The sequence below is a fragment of the Pseudarthrobacter sp. 01T43 genome (genome assembly GCF_056398665.1).
Window position 1 is genome coordinate 31,066 of sequence record NZ_JBFTPV010000002.1, and the last position, 24,076, is coordinate 55,141.

Genomic DNA, 24,076 nt, shown 5'->3' on the forward strand with positions numbered 1-24,076 from the left:
TCGCCTTCAACATTAGCGCCGTACCGTGGACCCATGCGCATCCTCGTCCTCGGCGGAACAGACTTTCTCTCCTCAGAAGTCGCCCGGCAGGCAGTGGCTGCAGGGCATCAGGTCACGTGCGTGGCCCGTGGTTCCGCGGCGGATCCGCCGGCGGGCGTCCAGTGGGTGCAGGCAGACCGTTCACGCAGCGCGGACTGCTACACGGAGCTACGTGGGCACTGGGATGCCGTCATCGAGGTGGCCCGTGATCCTGTGCCGGCCACGGAAGCGCTGGCAGCCCTGGCTAACGGGACAGGCCATTGGACGTTTGTGTCCAGCTGCTCGGTCTACGCCGACCATTCGACCCCTGACGCCGCCGAGGACGCCGCGCTCCTGCCGCCCCTGCCACCCGGAACCGAATCCACGCTTGAAACCTACGGGGAGTCCAAAGCAGCCATTGAACGGGAAACCCTCAGGGCCACCGGAGGCAAGGCCCATCTCTGCCGGGCCGGCCTGATCGGTGGTCCCGGGGACAGGTCTGACCGCTATGGTTACTGGCCGGCGAGGTTTGCGCGGGACAACCGGCCCGCCGTCGTCCCTGACATCGCCGGCCATGCCACCCAGGTCATCGACGTGCGCGACCTGGCGCGTTGGATTCTCACCGCGGCGGAGCAGGGCGTGACCGGCCCGTTGAACGCGGTGGGGGACCGGGTGCCGTTCGGCGACTACCTTGAGGAGTCGCGGACCGCCGCCGGGTTCGCGGGCGAGGTCCTCAGCGCTTCGGAGGACTGGCTCGTGGAGCACGGCATCGACTACTGGTCCGGGCCGGATTCCCTCCCGCTGTGGCTGCCGCCCGGCCACGACGGGTTCTGCACACGCAGCAGCCGGGCTGCCAGGACCGCCGGCCTGATCACGCGGCCTTGGCAGGAAACGCTAGCGGACACGCTCGCGGACGAACGCCGCCAAGGCCTGGAGCGTCCCCGCAAGGCGGGGCTCGCGCCGGCCACGGAAGCCCGGCTCGCTGAGGAACTCCTCCGAAGCTTTTGAGCCCCGCCCCCGCCATGTAGGTAGCAGCACATGTCCTTATGGGCACGCATAACGACATCTGCTGCTACCTAGTTGGGCTGCCTACCCGGCCACCGTCACGGGGGAATGCAGTACCGGGAAGTTCACGCTCCGGGCGATGAAGCAGACCTGGTTCGCTTCCCGGTGCATTTGCTCTGCGAGAGCCACATGGGCGGGATCAGCCACCGTGACCTGTGGGTTCAGCGTCACGGACTCGAACTGTCCGCTGCCGTCCCGGTTCAGGCGCATCACGCCGGTGGCGCCGTCCTGGTAATCGGTGACCACCACTCCGTGCCGGACCGCCACGTGCAGGAAGGTCAGCATGTGGCACTGTGCCAGCGCCGCCAGCAGCAGCTGCTCCGGGTTGTACCGCTCACGGTCGCCGTGGAACGTGGGGTCCGCTGACCCCTTGAGGACCGGCAACCCGGGGATCACGATGTCGTGGTCCCGTGAGTAGCCGCGGTAGGAAGATGTCCCGTCACCCACATTGCCGGTCCACCGCACCGTCAGCGAATAGTGGTGCTCACCGAGTCCCATCCCGGGCCTAGGACCCGTCAGCAAGGACGTCAGCGGCGCGTGCCAGCAGCGCGCGGGCCACGCCGTCGCGGTTTTCCAGCATCATCCGGCGCAGCGCGGAACTGTCCGAGGGGAGCCCGGCCAGGAACGCGTCCGTGCGGTCCACAGTGGCCTGTGTTGTCAGCAGCGCCGGGTAAAGCCCGACGACGATCTGCTGGGCCAGCGCGTGGGTGCGGTTCGCCACGATCCCGGGAACGGCGTCGAAGTACTTTTCCGCGTAAGGCTCAAGGAGCGTCCGGTCCAGGACGCGCATAAAGCCGGTGACTGCCGAACCCTGCAGCGCATTGGAGAGCTCGCCCTTGACCACGATCGACTCCCAGGCAGCAGCCTTGGCCGCCGGGGTGGGGATCGCAGCCGTGGCCAGTGCGGCAGCGTTCTGCCCGCTGGCCGTGTTGTCGCGCTCCAGTTCGGCGTCGATCTCCTCCTGGCCCAGGCGGCCACCCGCCACCAGAGACGCAAGCAGTTCCCAGCGCAGGTCCTGGTCCACGGCCAGCCCGTCCAGGACTACGGAGCCGTCCAAAAGGCCTGCCACCGTGTCCAGTTGCGCACCGCTGGAAGCCAGCAGGGCAAACGACTTCACAAACTGCAATTGGGCGTCCGAGCGGCCGGCTGCTGCGCTGGCGAGGTCCCATAGAGTGTCTGCGGCCGCAACGGTGGTGGCCGCGCGGTGCTCCTCGGCAACATAGAAGTTCAACGTTGTGGCCAACTGGCGCAGCTGGACCATGATCACGGAAGAATCTGACTCCGCAGCCACGTTGGCCAGGACCAGTTCCACGTACCGGCGTGCAGGGGTCTCACCGTCGCGCGCAGCATCCCACGCGGAGTTCCAGACCAGGGTGCGGGGAAGGCTGCCGCTGAAATCCTTCAGGTGGGCCGTGGCCGTGGCCAACGACTTCTCGTCGAGCCTGACCTTGGCGTAGGCGAGGTCGTCGTCGTTGACCAGGATCAGGTCCGGCTGCGCGAGCCCAATCAGCGCGGGCACCTCGGTGCGCTCTCCGTCGACGTCGAGCTCCTCCCGGTGCACGCGTTCCAGCTTGCCGGCGCTGTCCAGGTTGTAGAACCCGACGGCCAGGCGGTGCGGACGGATGGTGGGCCAATCCGCGACCGCGGACTGGACGATGGTGAAGGCGGTGAGGTTGCCGTCGGCGTCCGTTTCGAGCTCCGGCTTGAGCGTGTTGACGCCGGCCGTCTCCAGCCAGAGCCGGCCCCACTGGTCAAGGTCGCGGCCGCTGGCCTTTTCCAGTTCCGCCATGAGATCGCTGAGCTCGGTGTTCTGCCAGGCGTGCTTGGCGAAGTATTCGCGGACGCCGGCCATGAACTGCTCCGGCCCCACCCAGGCCACGAGCTGGCGGAGCACGGAGGCGCCCTTGGCGTACGTGATGCCGTCGAAGTTGACCTCCACGTCCTGCAAATCGTTGATTTCGGCGAAGATCGGGTGCGTGGTGGGGAGCTGGTCCTGGCGGTAGGCCCACGATTTCTCCACCGAGGCGAACGTGGTCCAGGCACTGGTGAAGGACGTGTTTTCCACCGCGGCGAGGTGCGACATGTATTCGGCGAAGGACTCGTTGAGCCAGAGGTCGTTCCACCAGCGCATGGTGACGAGGTCGCCGAACCACATATGGGCGAGCTCGTGCAGCACCGTGATGGCCCGGCGTTCGATCTGCGCGCCGGTGACCTTGCTGCGGAACACGTAGCCTTCGAGGATGGTCACGGCGCCGGCGTTCTCCATTGCGCCGGCGTTGAACTCGGGCACAAACAGCTGGTCGTACTTTTCGAACGGATACGCGACGCCGAACTGGGCCTCAAAGAATTCGAAGCCCTGCCGCGTCAGTTCAAAGATGTTGTCCGCGTCCAGGTACTGCATCAGCGACTTCCGGGCGAAGACGCCCAGAGGGACCACCCGGCCGTCGGAGCTGGCCACTTCGCTGCGGACCGACTGGTACGGGCCGGCGATGAGTGCAGTGACATACGAGGACAGCCGCGGCGTGGGGGCGAACGTCCAGACGGAGCGTGCCCCGCCGTCGCCGCCCGGAGTCGTTTGCACCGGCACGGGGGTGGGGGAATTGGAGATGACGTCCCAGTGTGACGGCGCCGTGACCGTGAAGGCGAAGGTGCCCTTGAGGTCCGGCTGYTCGAASACMGCGAACATGCGKCGCGAATCCGGCACYTCGAAYTGSGTGTACAGGTASRCCTCGTTGTCCACCGGGTCMACRAAWCGGTGCAGGCCYTCACCGGTGTTCATGTAGGGCGCGTCCGCCACCACGGTGAGCTCGTTGGTGTCGGCGAGGTCCGGCAGTTGGATGCGGATGCCGTCGGAGGCTGTGGCCGGGTCCAGCGCCCGCCCGTTGAGCGTGATGCTGTGCACAGCGTGGGTGACGGCGTCGATGAAGCTGGAGGAGCCGGGCACGGCCGTGAACTTCACCGTGGTGGTGGTCCCGAAGACCTGCCCGCCCTTGGTGAGGTCCAGGGTGACGCCGTAAGAGTCAACGTTGATGAGTGCGGCACGCTCGCGGGCTTCGGCGCGAGTCAGGTTCATACCTGGCAAGTTTGGCCTCCAGATGGATTCGGTTGCCGGCGGGCGGTGGCCTGCTCCGGCACAAGTGAAGTCATTCTGTCACGGCCGCCGGCGGTAGTAGCGTTAGAGCATGGGAAAGTTCCGGGATTCGGTGGATGCCAGGGCGCTTCGCTTCGCGGTGGGCTTTCCGGTGGTCCTTGCCGGTGCTTTTGTGTTGAGCGCCTTTTTGCTGCGTGCCGATCTTCCGAACCCGGTTGCCATCGGCTGGACGTCCGACGGCGGCGCGTACTTTGCGCCGTTCGGCGCCTACGCGGGGGGCGGCGCGGGGCTGATCCTGGCCGCCGGCTGGCTGGTGCTGTCCCAGGCGGTGCCACTGTCCCGGCCCACCGTGATGCGGCGGATCATGATGGGCGCCGGACTGTTCCTGAGCCTGTTCGTCACCGCTGTGTTGGCGGCGGGCCTGGTGGGCCAGACCGGGCTCGCCGATGCCCGCGAGTCCCATGTGGACGTGATGGTACTCGCGGTGGGAAGCGGCGCGGCGCTGTCCCTTGGAGTCATCATGGGGTTTGTTTTCAAAGCTGACAGCCAGTGGTCGCCCGAGGATGACCGGGCGTTGAATCTTGCCCTCACCCGTGAGTTGGATCCCGACTTGGCGGGGGACACCTACCGGCTCTGGGTGCACGCCAGGAGTTCCGTGTTTGTCATGATCGCTGTTGCCAGCCTCTTTCCTGCCGCCCTGATCGCCGTGGCGCTGCCCTGGCTTGGTGCCCTCGTGGCGGCCGTTGCCGCGGTGGCCGCTGCGTTCCTCTTCGCCCGGGTCAAGGCTGACCGGCGGGGCCTGCGCGTGCTGGTGGCCGGTGTACTGCCGGTCATGGACGTCCCCGCGGCCGCGATTTCCGCCGCCAGCGCCGCGGACGTACGCGCAGCCGACTATGGCGGGTGGGGCTACCGGAACCACGGCGGCACCGCCGCGATGCTGGTCAGCAGCGGCCCCGCCGTCGTCGTGCGCAAAACTGACGGACACAACGTGGCGGTCAGCGGCGGCAGCCCGGCTAAGGCCGCCCGGCTTGCTGAGGTTCTGACGCGCGTTGCGGCGAGGGCACAGCGTGGTGGCCCCGGTCCAGGGCCCGGCGAGATCGGATCCTAGTATCCTTGTCGATGTTGATCTGACCCTCGCCCGAAACGAACGGACACTGCTGTGACTTCTTCCCCTGCCTTCCCGCGGGTACACATCGCCACCGACCACGCAGGCATGGAACTCAGCGCCCACCTGGTCCACCACCTCACTGCAAAGGGCTACGACGTGGTGGACCACGGCCCCAAGGAGTACGACGCGCTGGATGACTACCCGTCCTTCTGCATCAACGCAGCGCTCGCCGTTGTGGCGGACCAGCAGGCAGGCGTACATGCACTGGGCATCGTCCTGGGCGGCTCGGGCAACGGCGAACAGATCGCAGCCAACAAAGTGAAGGGCGTCCGCGCAGCACTCGCCTGGAACCACTCCACCGCGACGCTGGCGCGGGAACACAACGATGCCAACGTGGTGGCTGTCGGCGGCCGCCAGCACACGGTTGAGGAAGCCACTGAGCTGATCGAAGCGTTCCTCGCCGAGCCCTTCAGCAACGACGAGCGGCACGTACGCCGGATCGGCAAGATCGCGGCCTATGAGGCCACCGGCGAGGTCATCGAGTAGTGCCGGAGGGGCACTCAGTCCGCCGCCTGGCGCAACAGTTCGGGGACGTTTTTGCCGGTGAGACGCTCTGCGTCAGCAGTCCGCAGGGACGGTTTACGGCCGGCGCGGCGCTGCTGGACGGGCAGGTCCTGACGGATTCGCGGGCCCACGGCAAGCACCTCTTCCTGCATTTTGACCACGCCGTGGTGCTGCACGTCCACCTGGGGCTTTACGGCGCCTGGGACTTTGGCGGCGATGCCACGTTCCGTGGCGCGTCCAGCATCGGCGCGCCGCGGAAGATCGGTGAGAACGAGCTTTTTGAGGACCCTGAGGCGGCTTCGTACGCCGGCCCGCCCGAACCCAAAGGCGCCGTCCGCGTCAGGCTGGTGAGCCGGCACGGCTGGGCAGACCTCCGCGGCGCCACGACCTGCGCCGCCATCACCGAGGCCGAGGCGCGCGCCGTCCTGGCCCGGCTCGGCCCCGACCCGCTGCGGAACCAGCCGGACGACACGGCACGCTTCGTGACGGGCCTGTTGTCCCGTAAGACGCCCATCGCCGCCCTGCTGATGGACCAGAAGGTGATCGCCGGCGTCGGGAACGTCTACCGGGCCGAAGTGCTGTTCCGCCAGCGGCTGGACCCTTGGCTGCCCGGCAACGCCATATCCGCCGGCGCTGCCGGACTTTTGTGGGATGACATCGCTGCGGTGATGGCCGACGGCGTCCGCGACGGGCGGATCATCACCACGCCGGCGGCGTATTGGGAGCAAGGCGCCGCGCTGCCCTCGGCGGATGACGCGCACTACGTCTACAAGCGGGAAGGCCAGCCGTGCAGGGTCTGCGCCGCACCGCTGGCCATGACCGAATTGGTTGGCCGCAAGCTGTATTGGTGCCCGGCCTGCCAGCAGTAACATCGGCTTCCAGTTGGAGTCACAACAGGCTATGCAACGGCCAGGCAACAAAAAGGCAGGGCCCCGTCGTGGGGCCCTGCCAGTATGGAGGGGACGACGGGAATCGAACCCGCGTAATCAGTTTGGAAGACTGAGGCTTTACCATTAAGCTACGTCCCCGGAAAAGCAGATTCGCCGGGCTGGTCGGTCTACTGCGTTCTTCGGGCTGGCTGTTGAAGCCGGATACAACTAAACCTAATTCATGCCCCACGTGTCAAATGTGCAAACAGGGCCGGAATGACCGTAGACTTGCCTGTGCACTTACGGGGTGTAGCTCAGCTTGGCTAGAGCACCTGCTTTGGGAGCAGGAAGTCGCAGGTTCAAATCCTGTCACCCCGACTCTGCGGCCTCGACCGTCTACGCGGCCCGGGGAAGAAATGCGTTGCAGATACCCATCCCACAAAACCCCAGGAGTACTTAGACCGTGAAGAGCGCTGTCGAGAACCTCACCCCCACGCGGGTCAAGCTCAATGTTGAGGTCCCCTTTGAGGAATTGAAGCCCAGCATCGACGAGGCCTACAAGACTGTTGCTTCGCAGATCCAGGTACCTGGCTTCCGTAAGGGCAAGGTCCCCTCCAAACTGATCGACCAGCGCGTCGGCCGCGGCTACGTTCTGGAGACTGCCATCAACGAAGGCCTCAACGGGTGGTACCAGGCTGCAGTTCAGGAATCCGGCATCCGCCCCCTGAGCCGTCCCGAGGTTGAGATCACCGAAGTTCCGGACCCTACCTCCACTGACGGGGAACTGAAATTCCACGCCGAGGTTGATGTCCGCCCCGAGATCGAACTCCCTGACTACGCCGGCATCAAGATCGAGGTAGCCGCCGCGGAATCCTCCGACGAAGATGTGGACAAGGCCATGGACGACCTGCGTGGCCGCTTCGGCACGCTCAAGTCCGTGGACCGTCCGGCTGCCGATGGCGACTTCCTGACCATCGACATCACCGCCACCATTGACGGCGCCGACGTTGACTCCGCTGCGGGCCTGTCCTACCAGGTAGGCGCAGGCACCATGCTCGAAGGCCTCGACGAAGCCGTGACCGGCCTCAGCGTCGACGAAGATGCCATCTTCGACACCACCCTGGTGGGTGGCGACCACGCCGGCGAGTCCGCTCAGGTCAAGGTTGTCCTGAAGGCCGTCAAGGAGCGCGAACTCCCCGAGGCCGACGACGACTTCGCCCAGCTGGCTTCCGAGTTCGACACCCTTGCTGAACTCCGTGAAGACCTGGCCAAGCAGGCTGCGGACTCCAAGGTTGTTGAGCAGGGCGTAGAGGCCCGCGACAAGGTACTGGACAAGCTCGTTGAGCTCGTTGAGGTCCCCGTTCCTGACTCTGTGGTTGAAGAGCAGCTCGAAGCCCACTTCAAGGAGGGCAACGGCCACGGTGAAGGCGAGCATGACACCGAGGAACACCGCGAAGAGGTCAAGGCCAACACTGCCCGTGCCTTCCAGAACGAAATCATCCTCGACGCGATCGCTGAGAAGGAAGAAGTCAACGTCAGCCAGAACGAGCTGATCGACTACATCGTCTCCACCGCCAGCCAGTACGGCATGGACCCGAACCAGTTCGCCCAGATCATCGATCAGAGCGGCCAGGTCCCCATGATGGTTTCCGAGGTCCGCCGCCGGAAGGCCCTGGCTGTTGTCCTGGGCCAGGCCACCGTCACCGACACCGACGGCAAGTCCGTTGACCTCAGCGACTTCGTCCGCCCCGGCGGCGAAGAAGAAGCTCCCGCCGTTGAGGAGTCCACTGAGGACACCAAGGCAGAGACGGAAGCCGCTCCCAGCGACGACCCGGCAGCTGTGAAGTTCTAGCACGCCCCGGCAGTGCGCCTGAGGGCAGCCCCTGGACCAGCCGGTCCGGGGGCTGCTTTCGTTAACGGCGCCGCCTGGGACGGCATTGCTTCAGCGGCTGCCGGGGGATCGTGCGCCGTCAGCGAACAGCGCGATTCCGGCGAACAAATCGGTCATCAAACCGGTTAGTGTCCAAGTAGTGAAGTTCAGTGATGTCACCGTCACCAGCGAGAGGTAAGTACACATGTCACAGCACGCAGAGACCCCCCGGATGGCGACTGTCGATCCGGCAGCCCAGGACAACTACATCTACAACCGGCTCCTGAAAGAGCGGATCATCTGGCTGGGCTCCGAGGTGCGCGATGACAACGCCAACGCCATCTGCTCGCAGTTGTTGCTCCTTTCCGCGGAGAACCCGGAAAAGGACATCTACCTCTACATCAACTCTCCCGGCGGTTCGGTCACAGCAGGCATGGCCATCTACGACACCATGCAGTTCATCCCCAACGACGTCGTCACCGTCGCCACCGGCCTCGCAGCCTCCATGGGCCAGTTCCTGCTGTCCTCGGGCACCAAGGGCAAGCGCTACGCCACGCCCAACGCCCGCGTCCTGATGCACCAGCCCTCCGGCGGCATCGGCGGCACCGCCTCGGACATCAAGATCCAGGCCGAACTGATCCTGCACATGAAGAAGGTCATGGCTGAACTGACGGCGGACCAGACCGGCCAGTCCGTGGAAACAATCCTCAAGGACAACGACCGCGACAAGTGGTTCACTGCCACCGAAGCACTCGAGTACGGCTTCTTCGACAAGATCGCGGCCCACGCCGGTTCCGTGTCCGGCGGCGGCGGCACCGCTAACGGCACCTCCGGCGAGACGGCATCCGAGTAGTAACCGGCACTTTCGAACATTCAGATCAGGAGCAACAAAAATGACCTACAACTTCGGATCGACTGCCGGTAACCTTCCGACCAGCCGCTACGTACTTCCCCAGTTCGAAGAGCGCACGCCTTACGGCTTCAAGCGCCAGGACCCGTACACCAAGCTGTTCGAGGACCGCATCATCTTCCTCGGTGTCCAGATCGACGACGCCTCGGCCGACGACGTCATGGCGCAGCTGCTGGTGCTCGAGTCCACCGACCCGGACCGGGACATCACGCTCTACATCAACTCACCGGGCGGCTCCTTCACCGCGATGACCGCGATCTACGACACCATGACGTACATACGGCCGGAGATCCAGACTGTCTGCCTCGGCCAGGCCGCCAGCGCCGCCGCCGTGATCCTCGCCGCAGGCACGCCCGGCAAGCGCCTGGCGCTGCCCAACGCCCGTGTCCTGATTCACCAGCCTGCACTCTCCGGCGGCCAGGGTGGACAGGCCTCGGACCTTGAGATCCAGGCCGCGGAAGTTATGCGGATGCGGTCCTGGCTTGAGGACACGCTGGCCCACCACTCGGGCCGCACGCCGGAACAGGTCAACAACGACATTGAGCGTGACAAGATCCTGACCGCCGCCGAGGCCCTGGATTACGGCCTCATCGACCAGGTGCTTGATTCCCGCAAGATGAAGCCGCAGGCAATCAGCAGGTAAGCAGGCTCTTCAGCGGCCGGTGCGGTCCACTATTTTGGGCCGCACCGGCCTTCGCTTTCCACCCTTGCGGGCAATTGTGACCTAGAGTGGAAGGTGTCACGGCCGGTCCTCCCAGGCCCGCCACGATTCCAGCAACGGTGCACAGCTGCCTGGCAGCAAGATTCTAAAGGGGTTCACATATGGCTCGGATTGGCGAGAGCACGGATCTGCTGAAGTGTTCTTTCTGCGGAAAGAGCCAGAAGCAGGTGCGCAAGCTCATTGCCGGGCCCGGTGTTTACATCTGCGACGAATGCATTGAACTCTGCAACGAGATCATTGAGGAAGAGCTCGCGGAAGTCGCCGATCTGGGCAGCTTCGAGCTACCCAAGCCCCGCGAAATCTTCGACTTCCTGCAGGAATACGTCATAGGCCAGGAACCCGCCAAGCGTTCCCTCGCCGTCGCCGTCTACAACCACTACAAGCGGATCCAGGCCGGCCACGCCCCGAAGAGCGGCAGCCTCGCCGACGGCGGCCACCATGACGACGTCGAAATCGCCAAGTCCAACATCCTGCTGATCGGCCCCACAGGCTGCGGCAAAACCTACCTCGCCCAGACCCTCGCCCGGCGGCTGAATGTTCCGTTCGCCGTTGCCGATGCCACGGCCCTGACCGAGGCCGGCTACGTGGGCGAGGACGTGGAAAACATCCTCCTCAAGCTCATCCAGGCAGCCGACTACGACGTCAAAAAGGCCGAACAGGGCATCATCTACATTGACGAAATCGACAAGATTTCGCGCAAGAGCGAAAACCCCTCCATCACCCGGGATGTCTCCGGCGAAGGCGTCCAGCAGGCCCTGCTGAAGATCCTGGAGGGAACCGTTGCCTCGGTACCGCCGCAGGGCGGGCGCAAGCACCCCCACCAGGAATTTATCCAGATCGACACCACCAACGTGCTATTCATCGTGGCAGGTGCCTTCGCGGGGCTCGAAGAGATCATCGGCTCACGCTCCGGGCGCAAGGGCATCGGCTTCGGCGCGCCGCTCAACGATGCCAGCAACAAGGTGGACTCCTACGGCGAGGTCATGCCTGAAGACCTGCTGAAGTTTGGCCTGATCCCGGAATTTATTGGCCGCCTGCCGGTGATCACCACGGTCTCGAGCCTGGACCGGGACGCCCTCATCCAGATTCTCTCCACACCAAAGAACGCGCTGGTCAAGCAGTACCAGAAGATGTTCCAGATCGACGGCGTGGAGCTGGTCTTCGATGAGGACGCCCTTAATGCCATCGCCGAGCAGGCCCTGGAACGTGGCACCGGCGCCCGTGGCCTTCGTGCCATCATGGAGGAAGTGTTGCTGCCGGTCATGTTTGACCTGCCCAGCCGCGAGGACGTGGCCAGCGTTGTCATCACCGCTGACGTTGTCCTGAAGAAGGCGGAGCCCACACTCATCCCGCACGTCACCAAGCGTCGCAAGTCCGCGTGACCCTTCCCGGACTCACGATTCACAGCACTGACGATTTACAGCAATGACCAACCCAGAGGACTCACCCATGACTGAAACCACCACCAACGACGCCGATTTCTGGTTCGATCCGCTGTGCCCTTTCGCCTGGATCACGTCGCGCTGGATCGGTGAGGTTGAGGCGGTCCGGGACATCAAGACCGTCTGGCACGTGATGAGCCTGGCCGTCCTGAACGAGGGGCGCGATCTTGACGCCGGCTACCGGGAGCTCATGGATAGGGCCTGGGGACCGGTGCGCGTCATTATCGCCGCCAAGGACCAGCACGGTGACCAGGTGGTCAAGCCCCTGTATGACGCCATGGGAACGCTGATCCATGGTGGCGGCGAGAAGGACTTTGACATCGTGATCAGCAAGGCCCTTGCCGAGTGCGGGCTGCCGGCCAGCCTGGCGGACGCTGCCACGACGGACGCCTTCGACACCCAGCTGCGGGCAAGCCACGAAAAAGGTATCTCGTTGGTGGGCCAGGACGTTGGCACGCCGGTTGTTTCCTTCAACGGCACCGCGTTCTTCGGTCCCGTGCTGACCCGTATCCCGCGGGGCGAGCAGGCCGGGCAGTTGTGGGACGCGTCGGTGACGCTGGCGTCCTTCCCGCACTTCTTCGAGATTAAGCGCAGCCGCAGCGAAAACCCCGAGTTCAACTGACGGGTTCCCCTCACCGGGCAGCAAAGAGCCCCTGAAGAATTACTCTCATGTAGTTCTTCAGGGGCTCTTGCGCTTACCCAACCGCGGGACCAAAATGGAACTTACCCACTTCGAAAGAAGTGAGACGCAGGAACCAAAGATCCAGTGATATATATCCGACGCAGCCTTCGGCAAAGTCAGATATAAGCTACCAGTGACGAGGTAGGAAGACCTGGAAATCCAAGGATCCCGCCAGACCATTAAGACGTCACCAGATGGCCGCAAAGTCGAAGCCCCACCAACGGCAAAACGCTGATGGGGCTTCCCCTTTGCCCGAAAACAGGCTGAGACGACTCAGCGGGAAACCTTGGAAAGTCCCCGCCTGGGTCAGGCGGTCGGCTGCTCTTCCGGGGCCGCGAGGACCACGTCACTGACCGTGAGTTCGCCGTCGCCTGCCACCAGGGTCAGTTCGCGGGCGTTTGAGGCTGCCTTCAGGTCGCCCAACCCGGCCTTCAGCTGCGTGGTCAGTGACTCCGACGCCGTGATGGTGGCCGAGAGGACTTCGGTGCGCTGCTTGACCTTGGCCTCGGACTTGGCCTTGCGGACACCGCTGAGGGCAGTGCCCACGGTAGCCAGCAGGGTGGTGTCTCCATCCACGTCAACGGCGGCGGGCCATTCAGCACGGTGCACCGAACCGGTGCGCCACCAGCCCCAGACCTCTTCGGTAGCGAAGGGCAGGAACGGGGCGAACAGGCGCAGCAGCGTGTCCAGGCTGGTGGCCAGGGCGGCCAGGACGGATGCCTGTTCGGCGTCGCCGGCAGCACCGTAGGCACGGTCCTTGATGAGTTCCATGTAGTCATCAGTGAACTGCCAGAAGAAGCTTTCGGTGACCTGCAGGGCACGGGCGTAGTCGTAGTTATCGAACGCCTTGGTGGACTGCTGCACCACTTCGGCCAGCTGTGCCAGCACAGCGCGGTCCAAGGGGTTGGTGAGAACCGAAAGGTCCTGGGATACCACGGAATTCTCGGTGGCCCCCAGGTTCAGCACAAACTTGGACGCGTTCAGCAGCTTGATGGCCAACCGGCGGCCAATCTTCATCTGCGCGACCTCGTAGGCCGTGTCCGCACCGAGCTTGGCCGAGGCCGCCCAATAGCGGACCGCATCCGAGCCGTACTCCTCAAGCACGTCCGTGGGAACGATCACGTTGCCCTTGGACTTGGACATCTTCTTGCGGTCCGGGTCGAGGATCCAGCCGGAGATGGCGGCGTGCTTCCACGGCGCAACGTCCTGCAGGGCGTCAGCGCGGACGGCCGTGGAGAACAGCCAGGTCCTGATGATGTCGTGGGCCTGCGGGCGCACGTCAAACGGGTAAACCTTGGCGAAGAGTGCCTCGTCGGTGCTCCAGCCGCCCACGATCTGCGGGGTCAGCGAGGAAGTGGCCCAGGTGTCCAGGACGTCCGCGTCGCCGGTAAAGCCGCCAGCCACGTCGCGCTGGGCTTCCTCGTAGCCGGGAGCCACATCCGCGGCGGGATCCACCGGGAGCTGCCCGTCTGCCGGCAGGACCGGGTGGTCGTAGTCAGGGTTGCCGGCGGCGTCGAGCGGGTACCAGACCGGCACCGGCACACCGAAGAAGCGCTGGCGTGATACCAGCCAGTCGCCGTTCAGGCCGGAGATCCAGTTCTCGTAGCGGGAGCGCATGAACGCCGGGTGGAACTCGATCTCCTTGCCACGGCCGATCAGCCGTTCGCGCCGTTCCTCGTCACGGCCGCCGTTGCGGATGTACCACTGGCGCGAGGTGACGACCTCAAGGGGCTTGTCGCCTTTCTCGAAGAAGTTGACCGGGTGCATGATCTTCTTTGGTTCGCCGTCAAGGAGTTCGGCCGCGGTCAGCTGTTCGACCACTGCTTCCTTGGCGCTGAAAACCGTCTTGCCGGCAATCGATTCGAAGGCTGTCCGGCCGTCCTCGGTGATGATCCAGTCCGGCGTCTCGCCGATGATGCGGCCGTCGCGGCCTACGATCGCACGGGTGGGCAGCTGCAGTTCGCGCCACCAGGTCACATCGGTGAGGTCACCGAAGGTGCAGACCATGGCGATGCCGGAGCCCTTGTCCGCCTTGGCGAGGTGGTGAGCCTTCACCTCCACCTCGACGCCGAACAGGGGAGAGGTGACCTTCTTGCCGAACAGCGGCTGGTACCGTTCGTCGTCGGGGTTTGCCACGAGGGCGGCGCAGGCGGCCAGCAGCTCGGGGCGGGTGGTCTCGACGTAGATCTTTTCACCGTCTTCGGTGAAGAACGGGTAGCGGTAATAGGCGCCGGCAACTTCGCGGTCCTCGAGCTCGGCCTGGGCCACTGCAGTGCGGAAGGTGACGTCCCACAGGGTCGGAGCTTCAGCCATGTAGGCGTCGCCCGCGGCCAGGTTCGCCAGGAACGCGCGCTGGGAGATGGCCCGGGACTTGTCGTCGATGGTGCGGTAGGTCAGGTCCCAGTCAACGGAGAGGCCGAGGGTCTGGAAAAGGTTCTCGAACACCTTTTCGTCCTCGACGGCGAGCTCCTCGCACAGCTCAATAAAATTACGACGCGAGATGACGTCGAAGTCGCGCTGGTTCTTGGCGGGCTCGGCGGGCGGCCGGTAGCCGGCGTCGTAGTGGATGGCCGGATCGCAGCGGACACCGTAGTAGTTCTGGACGCGGCGCTCGGTGGGCAGGCCGTTGTCGTCCCAGCCCATCGGGTAAAACACGTTCTTGCCGGTCATGCGCTGGTAGCGCGCCAGGACGTCCGTCTGCGTGTAGGAGAACATGTGCCCTACGTGCAGGGACCCCGATGCGGTGGGCGGGGGAGTGTCGATCGAGTAGACCTGCTCCCGGGTGGTGTCCGGGTTGAACTTGTAGGTCCCGTCGGCAAGCCAGCGCTGCGTCAGGGCAGCCTCGAGCCCCTCAAGGGCGGGCTTATCCGGAACGTTGATAGGGGCGGTGGAGGGCGTGTCTGTACCCTGAGTGTCATCAGCCATCTGGCAATTGTTTCATGTTCTTGACTTCATCCGGCGACATCACGCGGGGCACGGCTGCGGCCCGGGCCGTTAGGGTGGTGCCATGACTGACGATTCACGCACCAGGACAGCACAGAACCAGGCATCACCAAACGATTCACGCCGGAACAGGGCGGCAGTGGTTACCGGCGCCAGCACCGGCATCGGCGAGGCCACGGTCCGCGCCTTGACGGCGGAAGGCTGGACGGTATTCGCGGTGGCGCGCCGCGCTGAACGGCTGGCTGCGCTGGAGGCTGAGACCGGCGCCGTCGGGATTCCCGCCGACATTGCCGAGGACGACGACGTCGCGCGGCTGCTTGCCCGTGTCACCGAGGCAGGGGGCGTGGGAACGCTGATCAACATCGCCGGCGGAGCGAAGGGCGCTGATCCGGTGGGCGCCGCCAACACGGAGGACTGGGAATGGATGTACCGGGTCAACGTCCTTGGCACGATGAAGCTCACGCGGGCGTTCCTGCCCATGCTCCGGGCCAACGGTGTGGGAACGGTCCTGAACCTCACATCCACGGCTGGCCTGGTGGCCTATGAGGGCGGGGCAGGCTACAACGCCGCCAAGTTTGCCCAGCATGCGCTGACCGGTGCGCTCCGGCTGGAGGAAGCAGAGAACAACCTTCGCGTCATCGAAGTGGCGCCGGGCCTGGTCCAGACCGAAGAGTTCGCCCTGAACCGGCTCGGCGACGCGCAGGCGGCGTCGAAGGTCTACCAGGGGGTGGAGAAGCCGCTCACGGCAGACGACGTGGCCGACGTCGTCCGTTACGCCGTCAGCGCACCGCACCACGTGAATTTGGACCAGATTGTCATCCGGCCTGTTGCCCAGGCAGCCAACCACAAGCTCATCCGCAAGGGCTGACCGGGCGGGCTGACCAGGCACTAGCCCGGGAGCAGTAGTTCCGCAACAACGCCGGCATGGTCGGTGCCGGGAACTGCGACGGTTGCGAAGCTTCGGATCCCGATGTTGCCCGTAACCAGGACATGGTCCAGGGCAACGAAAGGCGGGATCTGTGAGCCCGCCGGCCACGTGGGCGTTATGCCCTTGCCCGAGGCCTGCGCGGCATCCGTGAACCCGTTGGCCAGCAGCTCACGGAACTCGCGGTGGTCGTAGCTGGCATTGAAATCACCCAGTAGGATGGCCGAAGCCGAGCCGGGCAAGTCCTGCCGGGCCTCGCCCAGCTGGCGCAGCTCCTTGCGCCAGTTGCTTGTGTGGCCCGGACGGGGCGAATCGACGTGGATGGCCGTCAGGTGGATGGAGCCGGCCGCGCCAGGAACCGTCACAACGCCCCTGCTCTGGTAGAAGGCGGTATCCGGCACACGCCCGGAATCCTGCAACGGAAGCCGGGAGAAGATCGCATTGCCCACCCCGGCCCAATCGACGTCCAGGGCACGGTACGGAAAGACTGCTGTGATTCCGGCGGCCTCCAGGGCCGCCAGGCCTGGAGGGCGCAGTTCGGGGAGCGTCAGAATGTCGACATTCAGGGCCCGGGCCTGGGTCAAGAGGACCGAGGAATCAACTCCTGTGGAACCGACATTGAGGGCCATAACGGTTACCGTGCGGCCCGGGCCCGGGGCGGGGACGGAGCCGCCAACTGTTCCTGCGGCCTGGGGCGCCGGGCCCGTGCCCCTGGGCAGCAGGCCGGGTGCCACCATGTGCAACTGAACCAGCACAAGGGCCGTCACCACACCGGCGAGGATCGCTTGGCTGGCCGGGAACTGAGGCAAACTGCCAGCACGGCGGCCGCGAGCGCCGCCGTCGTGAGCACAAGGCTGGCCGGAAAAAGGGACAGCAGTTGGATCCACGGCGTACCCATGTCCCACTGGATCAGGCGCAGGACGGTCAGTGCGGCGCCGGGCAGGCAGAGGATTGCCGCCGCGGCCCAGCAGAACCAGGCGCTGACACGCCGGAACTGTCTGCTCTGCCCGCGCGTACCGGCCGTCCGCATACCGTCCATTATTGGGCGCCGGTGGGCGTCTTCCAACGAGTCGGGCTCCCTAACCGTCCCCCCAATCTCCGCGCGCGCCAGGGAATGGCGGTGGACTGCCCGGCGATAGTAGACTCTATGGTGGCTACGACCCGGCTATCACCGGTGAGCTTCCGGAAGAACGCACTGCCCGCCAGGTATCTGGCATGGTGTCAGTAGAACCGGACGGGTATGCCCGTCACAGCAGTAATGAGCGGCCGGTACCACAATTGCCCCTTCGTGGAGCAGGCGGAGTGCCGGTAAGTGAGGTGGTACCGCGGTTAGTGTGCAGTCCAAGGACAGCGCAGGAGCCGTCCTCGCATCCTGAAGAGAATCGGCCAGCCGCGGCTGGACGGTTCACCAGTTCAACCCAGGATGTCGAGAATGACGTATTACCCCAAAGCCACATCTTCCCCTTCCGCCACTGCTTCGCGCGGTGCTGCCGCTGGCGTCTCTGCCTCCGTGAAGTTCCCGGAGATCGAAGAGCGCATCCTGAAGTACTGGGACCAGGACGGCACGTTCCAGGCCAGCATCGACCAGCGCAGCGCCGACGCCCCCGGCGGGGAACCTGGCAGCAACGAATTCGTCTTCTACGACGGCCCTCCCTTCGCTAACGGCCTCCCGCACTACGGCCACTTGCTGACCGGCTACGCCAAGGACCTGGTGGGGCGCTACCAGACCCAGCGCGGCCGCAGGGTTGAGCGCCGCTTCGGCTGGGATACCCACGGGCTTCCCGCCGAACTGGAAGCCATGAAGCAGCTGGGAATGACGGATAAGACCCAGATCGAGGCCATGGGCATCGACAAGTTCAACGACGCCTGCCGGGCCTCTGTCATGAAGTACGCCGATGAGTGGAAGAGCTACGTCACCCGCCAGGCCCGTTGGGTGGACTTCGACAACGACTACAAGACGCTCAACGTCGAATACATGGAATCGGTCCTCTGGGCCTTCAAGCAGCTGCACGAAAAGGGCCTGACGTACAACGGCTACCGCGTGCTGCCCTACTGCTGGAAGGACGAGACTCCGCTGTCCAACCATGAACTGCGCATGGACGACGACGTCTACAAGAACCGCCAGGACCAGACGGTCACGGTGACATTCCCCATCACGGCAGGGGACTCGGAGCTCTCCCGGCAGCTGGCCGGCGTGCAGGCGCTCGCCTGGACCACCACTCCCTGGACGCTGCCTACCAACCTGGCGCTCGCCGTCGGGCCCTCCATCACGTATGCCGTGCTGCCCGCCGGCCCTCACGGCGTGAAGGCCGCCGCGCCGGACGCGCCGGTGACCGGCAGCTTCCTGCTGGCGGCTGACCTGCTGGCTGCGTACGCCAAGGACTTGGGCTATGAGGATGCGGACTCCGCCGAGGCCGCGGTGACGTCCACCCACACCGGCGCGGAACTTGAAGGTTTGCAGTACCAGCCGCTCTGGCATGACTTCAGCGACACCGAAAAGTACGGCACCCAGAACGCCTGGCGCTTCCTCGTGGCAGACTACGTCACCACCACCGACGGCACGGGCATCGTCCACCAGGCCCCGGCCTACGGCGAGGACGACCAGAAGGTCTGTGAAGACGCCGGCATCCCGGTGGTGCTGTCCGTGGATGAAGGTGCCAAGTTCCTGCCGCTGTTCAGCCACGGTGACCTCCACGACATTGTGGGCCTCCAGGTCTTCGAGGCCAACAAGCCCATCACCCAGGTGCTGCGCGCCCAGGGCCGCCTGGTCCGGCAGGCCAGCTACGAGCACAGCTACCCGCACTGCTGGCGCTGCCGCAACCCGCTGATCTACCGCGCCGTGTCCTCCTGGTACGTGGAGGTCACGAAGTTCAAGGACCGGATGTCCGAACTGAACCAGGAGATCAACTGGATCCCCGGCAACGTCAAGGACGGCCAGTTCGGCAAATGGCTGGCCAACGCCCGCGACTGGTCCATCAGCCGCAACCGTTACTGGGGCAGTCCCATCCCGGTGTGGCAGTCCAGCGACCCCGAATTCCCCCGCATCGACGTCTACGGCTCCCTTGCCGAGATCAAGGCCGACTTCGGCCGGCTGCCGCTGAACAACGCCGGCCAGGTTGACCTGCACCGGCCGTTCATCGACGAACTGACACGACCCAACCCCGACGATCCCCGCACCCCGGAAGAGGGCCAGTCCGTGATGCGCCGGGTTGAGGACGTGCTGGATGTCTGGTTCGACTCCGGCTCCATGCCGTACGGCCAGGTTCATTACCCGTTCGAAAACGAGGCCTGGTTCGACACGCACAACCCAGCGGACTTCATCGTGGAGTACATCGGGCAGACCCGCGGCTGGTTCTACATGCTGCACATCCTCTCCACGGCGCTCTTTGACCGGCCGGCGTTCCGGAACGTCATCAGCCATGGCATTGTGCTGGGCTCGGACGGTCAGAAGATGTCCAAGAGCCTGCGGAACTACCCGGACGTCTCCGAGGTCCTGGACCGTGACGGCTCCGACGCCATGCGCTGGTTCCTGATGTCCAGCCCCATCCTGCGCGGCGGCAACCTAGTGGTCACCGAACAGGGAATCCGCGACGGCGTCCGCCAGGTCATCCTGCCGCTGTGGAACGTTTACAGCTTCTTCACGCTGTACACGAACGCCGCTGATGGCGGCAAGGGCTACGACGCGAAGCTCCGGTACGACGGTTACGCCGACACCCTGGACCAGTACCTGCTGGCCAACACCGGCGACCTGGTCCGCAACATGACCGCACAACTGGACAGCTACGACATCTCCGGCGCCTGCGACGAACTTCGCAGCTACCTGGACATGCTCACCAACTGGTACGTCCGCCGCAGCCGCCAGCGCTTCTTCGACGAAAGTGCTGACGCGTTCGATGCGCTGTACACGGCGCTGGAGACCGTTTCCCGCGTTGCCGCCTCGCTGCTGCCGCTGGTCTCCGAGGAGATCTGGCGCGGCCTCACCGGCGGGCGTTCCGTGCACTTGGCCGACTGGCCCGAACCGGACTTCTTCCCGTCCGACCCCTCGCTGGTCGAGGCGATGGACCGGGTACAGCAGATCTGCTCCACCGGGTCCTCGCTCCGCAAGGCCGCGAACCTCCGCGTCCGCCTGCCGCTGCAGGAGCTGACGGTGGTGGCACCCGGCGCGGATGCGCTGGAAGGGTTCGCCGCCGTCGTCGCCGATGAACTGAACATCCGCTCCGTCCGCCTGCTCGACGCCGAGAGCGCCTCCCCGGAGGAGTTCGGCATCGAACAGAAGCTCGTGGTCAACGCACGGGCTGCCGGGCCGCGCCTGGGCAAGAATGTCCAGCAGGCCATCAAGGGCTCCAAGTCCGGTGACTGGTCTGTTTCCGACGCCGGTGTGGTTGTTGCGGGCGGGCTGGAGCTGGAAGCCCAGGAGTACACGCTGGAGACCGTGGTGGCGGAGTCCGACAGCGGATCGGCTTCGGTCGCAGTACTGCCGGGCGGCGGCTTTGTGGTGCTCAACACCGAGGTCACCCCGGAACTTGAGGCCGAAGGCCTGGCACGTGACATGGTCCGCGCCATTCAACAGGCACGGAAGGACGCCGGGCTCAACGTCAGCGACCGGATCCGGACAAGCGTGACTGCCACGCAGAACGTGCTTGACGCCCTGCTGTCCAACGCAGAATTGGTCAAGACCGAGACCCTGACCCTTGAGCTGGACACCGTTCCGGCCGAGTCCGGAGACCCCCGCATCACCGTCGAAAAGACAGAGGCCTAGGATATGACCGACGAATTTTCCGTAGAGAGTGTCTACGCCGAACTGCTGGGCCGTGCGCCCGAAAATATGATGGAGCCGCGGCTGGCACCGCTGTTCCGTGCCATGGACGTGTTGGGCGAGCCCAACAAGGCGTACCCGATCATCCATGTAACGGGAACCAACGGCAAGACGTCCACAGCCCGGATGATCGAGGCCGGGCTGCGCGCCCACGGCCTGAGCACCGGCCGCTACACCAGCCCGCACCTGTCCAAGGTCACCGAACGGATCAGCATCGACGGCCACCCCGTTTCCGACGAGACCTTCGTCCGGATCTGGGATGAGATCCGCCCGTACCTGCAGATCGTCGACGACGAACTCACCGCGGCAGGCGAACCTCGGCTCACCTACTTCGAATGCCTGACCATCCTGGGCTTCGCCGTTTTCGCCGACCAGCCCGTCAACGTAGCAGTCATCGAAGTGGGCCTCGGCGGTATCACGGACGCCACCAACGTGGGCGACGGACAGGTCTCCGTGATCACGCCCATTTCCCTGGATCACACGGACCTGCTGGGCGACACCACCGAGGACATCGCTTACGAAAAGGCCGGCATCATCAAGCCCGGCGGCTACCTCATCAGCGCGGCACAGCCCGTGGATGCTGCCCAGGTACTGCTTGAGAAAGCCAAGGAGGTGGCGGTGCCGTTCCGGTTCGAAGGCGTGGAATTCGGCGTCGAATCCCGGACCGTCGCCGTGGGCGGCCAGGTAGTCAGCATCCAGGGCATCGCCGGCCGGTACCCGGACCTGTTGTTGCCGCTGCACGGCGCGCACCAGGCGCAGAACGCAGCCGTGGCCGTGGCAGCGCTGGAGGCCTTCTTCGGCGGCGAAAAGGAACTGGACGCCGAGGTGCTGCAGGAGGCCTTCGCGTCCGTCACCTCGCCGGGCCGGCTGGAGGTTGTCCGGACTGCGCCCACCATCATCGTGGACGCAGCGCACAACCCCGACGGCATCAGGGTCTCCGCCGAGGCCATCCAGGAGGCTTTTACGTTCACCCGCCTGGTTCCCGTGGTGGGAGTCCTCAAAGAGAAGGACGCCGAAGAGATCCTGCGCCAGCTCAAGGAATCCCTGGGGGACCTCGCCGAGGAATACTGCTTTACCCAGTCCAACTCCCCGCGCGCTGTACCAGCCGCCGAACTGGCCGAACTGGCTGTGGAGATGGGGTTCGGCGAGGACAACGTCCACATCGCTGAGAAGCTTGACGACGCCCTGGAGTGGGCCGTGGAACGTGCCGAAGCCAACGATGACCTGTCCGGCGGGGTGCTGGTGACCGGTTCCATCACGCTGGTGGCAGAAGCACGGATCCTGCTCGGAAAGACGGAGGCCTAGCCGTGGCCAAGCTGACCAAAGCCCAGCGTGAGTGGCGTCCGGGGATGCCCAAGAAGCGCCGTTCCACCAAGGTAATGTTCGCTTCCACTGTCCTGCTGCTCGAGGCGTTTGTGGTCTTTTTTGCCACCCTGGCCGTTTTTGGGCTGAGGCGCGGTGAATTCCCGCCGGTGCTGATCCTCGGGATCGGCATCGCCCTCAGCCTGGTCATGGTCTTCGCCTGTGCCGTGCTGTCCAAACCATGGGGTGTGGGCCTGGGCTGGATCCTGCAGATTGTGCTGATCCTTACCGGCATCGTTGAACCCATGATGTTCCTGGTGGGGGCCCTGTTCGGCCTCGCTTGGTGGTACGGGATCCGTACCGGCATCAGGATCGACTCGGAGTCCGCGAAGCGTGAACGCGAACAGGCCGAATGGGACGCGGCGCAGGGGCACGCCCCGCCGGCCTCGTAGACTTGTCTCGAAACCCCCACCAACGCATTGGAGCAACTGTGAGCATTGAGCGCACCCTCGTTTTGATCAAGCCCGACGGCGTGGCCCGCAACCTCAGCGGCGCCATCCTGAGCCGCATTGAGGCCAAGGGCTACACCCTGGCGGAGCTGAAGAAGGTGGAGGCCAGCCGCGAACTTCTGGAGCAGCACTACGAGGAGCACGTGGGCAAGCCGTTCTACGAACCGCTCGTGGAATTCATGCTCAGCGGCCCAGTAGTGGCCGCGATCTTCGAAGGCCACCGCGTCATTGAAGGCTTCCGGTCCCTGGCCGGAACCACCGACCCCACCACGGCCGCCCCAGGCACCATCCGTGGGGACTTCGGCCGCGACTGGGGCCTGAAGGTCCAGCAGAACCTGGTTCACGGCTCCGACTCCGTGGACTCGGCCGAACGCGAAATCAAGATCTGGTTCCAGGGTTAGGCAACGCGGGGTCTCGTGAAGCCCGCTCCGTGCTGTCTATCGGGCACCAAGTGACCCCGCCCCTCCCACACAGAAAAGCCCCCGCTTCTTCGGAAACGGGGGCTTTTCTCTGCGTGTGCTAGAAGCCGGACGTGCCCACGAACACCTGAATAAAGGCGAAGAAGATGGTGGCGATGACGGCGACATAGAGTAGCGCCGTGATGATCCAGCCCGAATCGCCCAGGACCTTGGCCGCGCCTGAGGGCATGGGGATCACGCCGTGGCTGATGTTCCTGATGGTGACCCAGACGAACAGCGGGATCATGGCGGCCCAGACGATCATGCAGAACGGGCACAGGATGTGGATCGAGTACAACGCCTGGGACCACAGCCACACCACAAATGCGAAACCCAGGGTGACGCCGGCCTGGAGCCCGGCCCAGTACCAGCGGGCGAACGTGGCGCCGGACAGCAGGGCCATGCCCACGGTGATGATGATGGCGAAAGCCACAATGCCAATGAACATGTTGGGGAACCCGAACACTGAGCTTTGCCAGGTCTGCATGACCTGGCCGCAGGAGATCCAGGGATTCACATCGCAGACGGTGGTGTGGTTGGGATCCTTGAGGACTTCCAACTTTTCCAGGACCAGAGTGCCCGAAGCCAGCCAGCCGATGATTCCCGTAATGACCATGAGCCAACCGAGGGGCCGGTTCAGCGCCATGCGCGGCAGGGCTGAGGTTGTGGTGGCCGTCGACGCGGCAGCCGGTGTTGCAGTGGGGGAGGCCCCTGCCGCGGGGGAGACGTGCGTTGTGTCGGTACCGTGCGGGGAAATGCTGGGCATGGCGTGTGGCGTCCTTT

At 65.0% G+C, this 24,076-nt stretch carries 20 protein-coding genes and 2 tRNA genes; 15 read left to right on the forward strand and 7 right to left on the reverse strand.

Going from position 1 to position 24,076, the window contains the following annotated elements; genetic code table 11:
* Positions 1-33: 33 nt before the first annotated feature.
* Positions 34-1,026 (forward strand): NAD-dependent epimerase/dehydratase family protein, encoded by a 993-nt coding sequence (locus AC1DIM_RS01775; RefSeq protein WP_477708783.1) that lies wholly within the window; start codon positions 34-36, stop codon positions 1,024-1,026.
* An 81-nt stretch (positions 1,027-1,107) separates the two neighbouring features.
* Here the strand turns inward: AC1DIM_RS01775 and AC1DIM_RS01780 are convergent, their stop codons facing one another.
* Positions 1,108-1,581, reverse strand: coding sequence for an OsmC family protein (locus AC1DIM_RS01780; protein ID WP_477708784.1), 474 nt, complete (start codon positions 1,579-1,581; stop codon positions 1,108-1,110).
* A gap of 7 nt (positions 1,582-1,588) precedes the next feature.
* A complete protein-coding gene (gene pepN, locus AC1DIM_RS01785; protein WP_477708785.1) occupies positions 1,589-4,156 on the reverse strand; it encodes an aminopeptidase N in 2,568 nt (855 codons plus the stop codon).
* A gap of 109 nt (positions 4,157-4,265) precedes the next feature.
* Here pepN and AC1DIM_RS01790 point away from each other — a divergent pair, with 109 nt between their 5' ends.
* The 3 genes from AC1DIM_RS01790 to AC1DIM_RS01800 are packed head-to-tail and all read left to right on the forward strand — an operon-like array spanning position 4,266 to position 6,715.
* Positions 4,266-5,282 carry a hypothetical protein gene (locus AC1DIM_RS01790; RefSeq protein ID WP_477708786.1) on the forward strand — a complete coding sequence of 339 codons (1,017 nt, stop codon included), beginning with the start codon at positions 4,266-4,268 and terminating at the stop codon, positions 5,280-5,282.
* 51 nt (positions 5,283-5,333) lie between these two features.
* Positions 5,334-5,828 carry a ribose-5-phosphate isomerase gene (locus AC1DIM_RS01795; protein ID WP_477708787.1) on the forward strand — a complete coding sequence of 165 codons (495 nt, stop codon included), beginning with the start codon at positions 5,334-5,336 and terminating at the stop codon, positions 5,826-5,828.
* A complete protein-coding gene (locus AC1DIM_RS01800; RefSeq protein WP_477708788.1) occupies positions 5,828-6,715 on the forward strand; it encodes an Fpg/Nei family DNA glycosylase in 888 nt (295 codons plus the stop codon). Before AC1DIM_RS01795 ends, AC1DIM_RS01800 begins: the two co-directional genes overlap by 1 nt.
* A gap of 85 nt (positions 6,716-6,800) precedes the next feature.
* Here the strand turns inward: AC1DIM_RS01800 and AC1DIM_RS01805 are convergent.
* Positions 6,801-6,874, reverse strand: a tRNA-Gly gene (locus tag AC1DIM_RS01805).
* 144 nt (positions 6,875-7,018) lie between these two features.
* Here AC1DIM_RS01805 and AC1DIM_RS01810 point away from each other — a divergent pair.
* The 6 genes from AC1DIM_RS01810 (at position 7,019) to AC1DIM_RS01835 (ending at position 12,280) form a co-directional block, all read left to right on the forward strand.
* Positions 7,019-7,093: transfer RNA gene (locus AC1DIM_RS01810), tRNA-Pro, on the forward strand.
* Between the two features lie 85 nt (positions 7,094-7,178).
* The gene (tig, locus tag AC1DIM_RS01815; RefSeq protein WP_477708789.1) at positions 7,179-8,567 is read left to right on the forward strand and encodes a trigger factor; all 1,389 of its coding nucleotides are present in this window, start codon (positions 7,179-7,181) and stop codon (positions 8,565-8,567) included.
* Between the two features lie 250 nt (positions 8,568-8,817).
* Complete coding sequence (locus tag AC1DIM_RS01820; protein WP_477709102.1) at positions 8,818-9,438, forward strand: ATP-dependent Clp protease proteolytic subunit; 621 nt, start codon at positions 8,818-8,820, stop codon at positions 9,436-9,438.
* 40 nt (positions 9,439-9,478) lie between these two features.
* The gene (locus tag AC1DIM_RS01825; protein ID WP_477708790.1) at positions 9,479-10,138 is read left to right on the forward strand and encodes an ATP-dependent Clp protease proteolytic subunit; all 660 of its coding nucleotides are present in this window, start codon (positions 9,479-9,481) and stop codon (positions 10,136-10,138) included.
* Between the two features lie 179 nt (positions 10,139-10,317).
* Positions 10,318-11,598 carry an ATP-dependent Clp protease ATP-binding subunit ClpX gene (clpX, locus tag AC1DIM_RS01830; protein WP_477708791.1) on the forward strand — a complete coding sequence of 427 codons (1,281 nt, stop codon included), beginning with the start codon at positions 10,318-10,320 and terminating at the stop codon, positions 11,596-11,598.
* Between the two features lie 67 nt (positions 11,599-11,665).
* Positions 11,666-12,280 (forward strand): mycothiol-dependent nitroreductase Rv2466c family protein, encoded by a 615-nt coding sequence (locus AC1DIM_RS01835; RefSeq protein WP_477708792.1) that lies wholly within the window; start codon positions 11,666-11,668, stop codon positions 12,278-12,280.
* 366 nt (positions 12,281-12,646) lie between these two features.
* Here the strand turns inward: AC1DIM_RS01835 and valS are convergent, their stop codons facing one another.
* Positions 12,647-15,265: a valine--tRNA ligase gene (gene valS, locus AC1DIM_RS01840; protein ID WP_477708793.1), complete on the reverse strand. Its 2,619-nt coding sequence runs from the start codon at positions 15,263-15,265 to the stop codon at positions 12,647-12,649.
* 82 nt (positions 15,266-15,347) lie between these two features.
* On the opposite strand from valS, the gene AC1DIM_RS01845 reads away from it, so the two are divergent.
* On the forward strand, positions 15,348-16,151 hold the full coding sequence (locus AC1DIM_RS01845) for an SDR family oxidoreductase (RefSeq protein ID WP_477708794.1): 804 nt from the start codon (positions 15,348-15,350) through the stop codon (positions 16,149-16,151).
* Between the two features lie 20 nt (positions 16,152-16,171).
* Here the strand turns inward: AC1DIM_RS01845 and AC1DIM_RS01850 are convergent, their stop codons facing one another.
* Positions 16,172-16,978, reverse strand: a complete 807-nt coding sequence (locus AC1DIM_RS01850) for an endonuclease/exonuclease/phosphatase family protein (protein WP_477708795.1) — start codon at positions 16,976-16,978, stop codon at positions 16,172-16,174.
* Positions 16,972-17,238 (reverse strand): hypothetical protein, encoded by a 267-nt coding sequence (locus AC1DIM_RS01855; RefSeq protein ID WP_477708796.1) that lies wholly within the window; start codon positions 17,236-17,238, stop codon positions 16,972-16,974. The genes AC1DIM_RS01850 and AC1DIM_RS01855 overlap by 7 nt, the downstream gene beginning before the upstream one ends.
* A 402-nt stretch (positions 17,239-17,640) precedes the next feature.
* On the opposite strand from AC1DIM_RS01855, the gene ileS reads away from it, so the two are divergent.
* The 4 genes from ileS to ndk are packed head-to-tail and all read left to right on the forward strand — an operon-like array spanning position 17,641 to position 23,236.
* The gene (gene ileS / locus AC1DIM_RS01860) at positions 17,641-20,967 is read left to right on the forward strand and encodes an isoleucine--tRNA ligase (protein WP_477708797.1); all 3,327 of its coding nucleotides are present in this window, start codon (positions 17,641-17,643) and stop codon (positions 20,965-20,967) included.
* Between the two features lie 3 nt (positions 20,968-20,970).
* A complete protein-coding gene (locus tag AC1DIM_RS01865; RefSeq protein ID WP_477708798.1) occupies positions 20,971-22,329 on the forward strand; it encodes a bifunctional folylpolyglutamate synthase/dihydrofolate synthase in 1,359 nt (452 codons plus the stop codon).
* Between the two features lie 2 nt (positions 22,330-22,331).
* Complete coding sequence (locus tag AC1DIM_RS01870; RefSeq protein WP_477708799.1) at positions 22,332-22,778, forward strand: DUF4233 domain-containing protein; 447 nt, start codon at positions 22,332-22,334, stop codon at positions 22,776-22,778.
* Positions 22,779-22,816: 38 nt separating this feature from the next.
* On the forward strand, positions 22,817-23,236 hold the full coding sequence (gene ndk / locus AC1DIM_RS01875) for a nucleoside-diphosphate kinase (protein WP_108599035.1): 420 nt from the start codon (positions 22,817-22,819) through the stop codon (positions 23,234-23,236).
* 118 nt (positions 23,237-23,354) lie between these two features.
* Here ndk and AC1DIM_RS01880 read toward each other — a convergent pair whose 3' ends face one another.
* Entirely contained in the window at positions 23,355-24,059 is a 705-nt protein-coding gene (locus AC1DIM_RS01880) for a vitamin K epoxide reductase family protein (RefSeq protein ID WP_477708800.1), read from the reverse strand.
* Positions 24,060-24,076 lie beyond the last annotated feature (17 nt).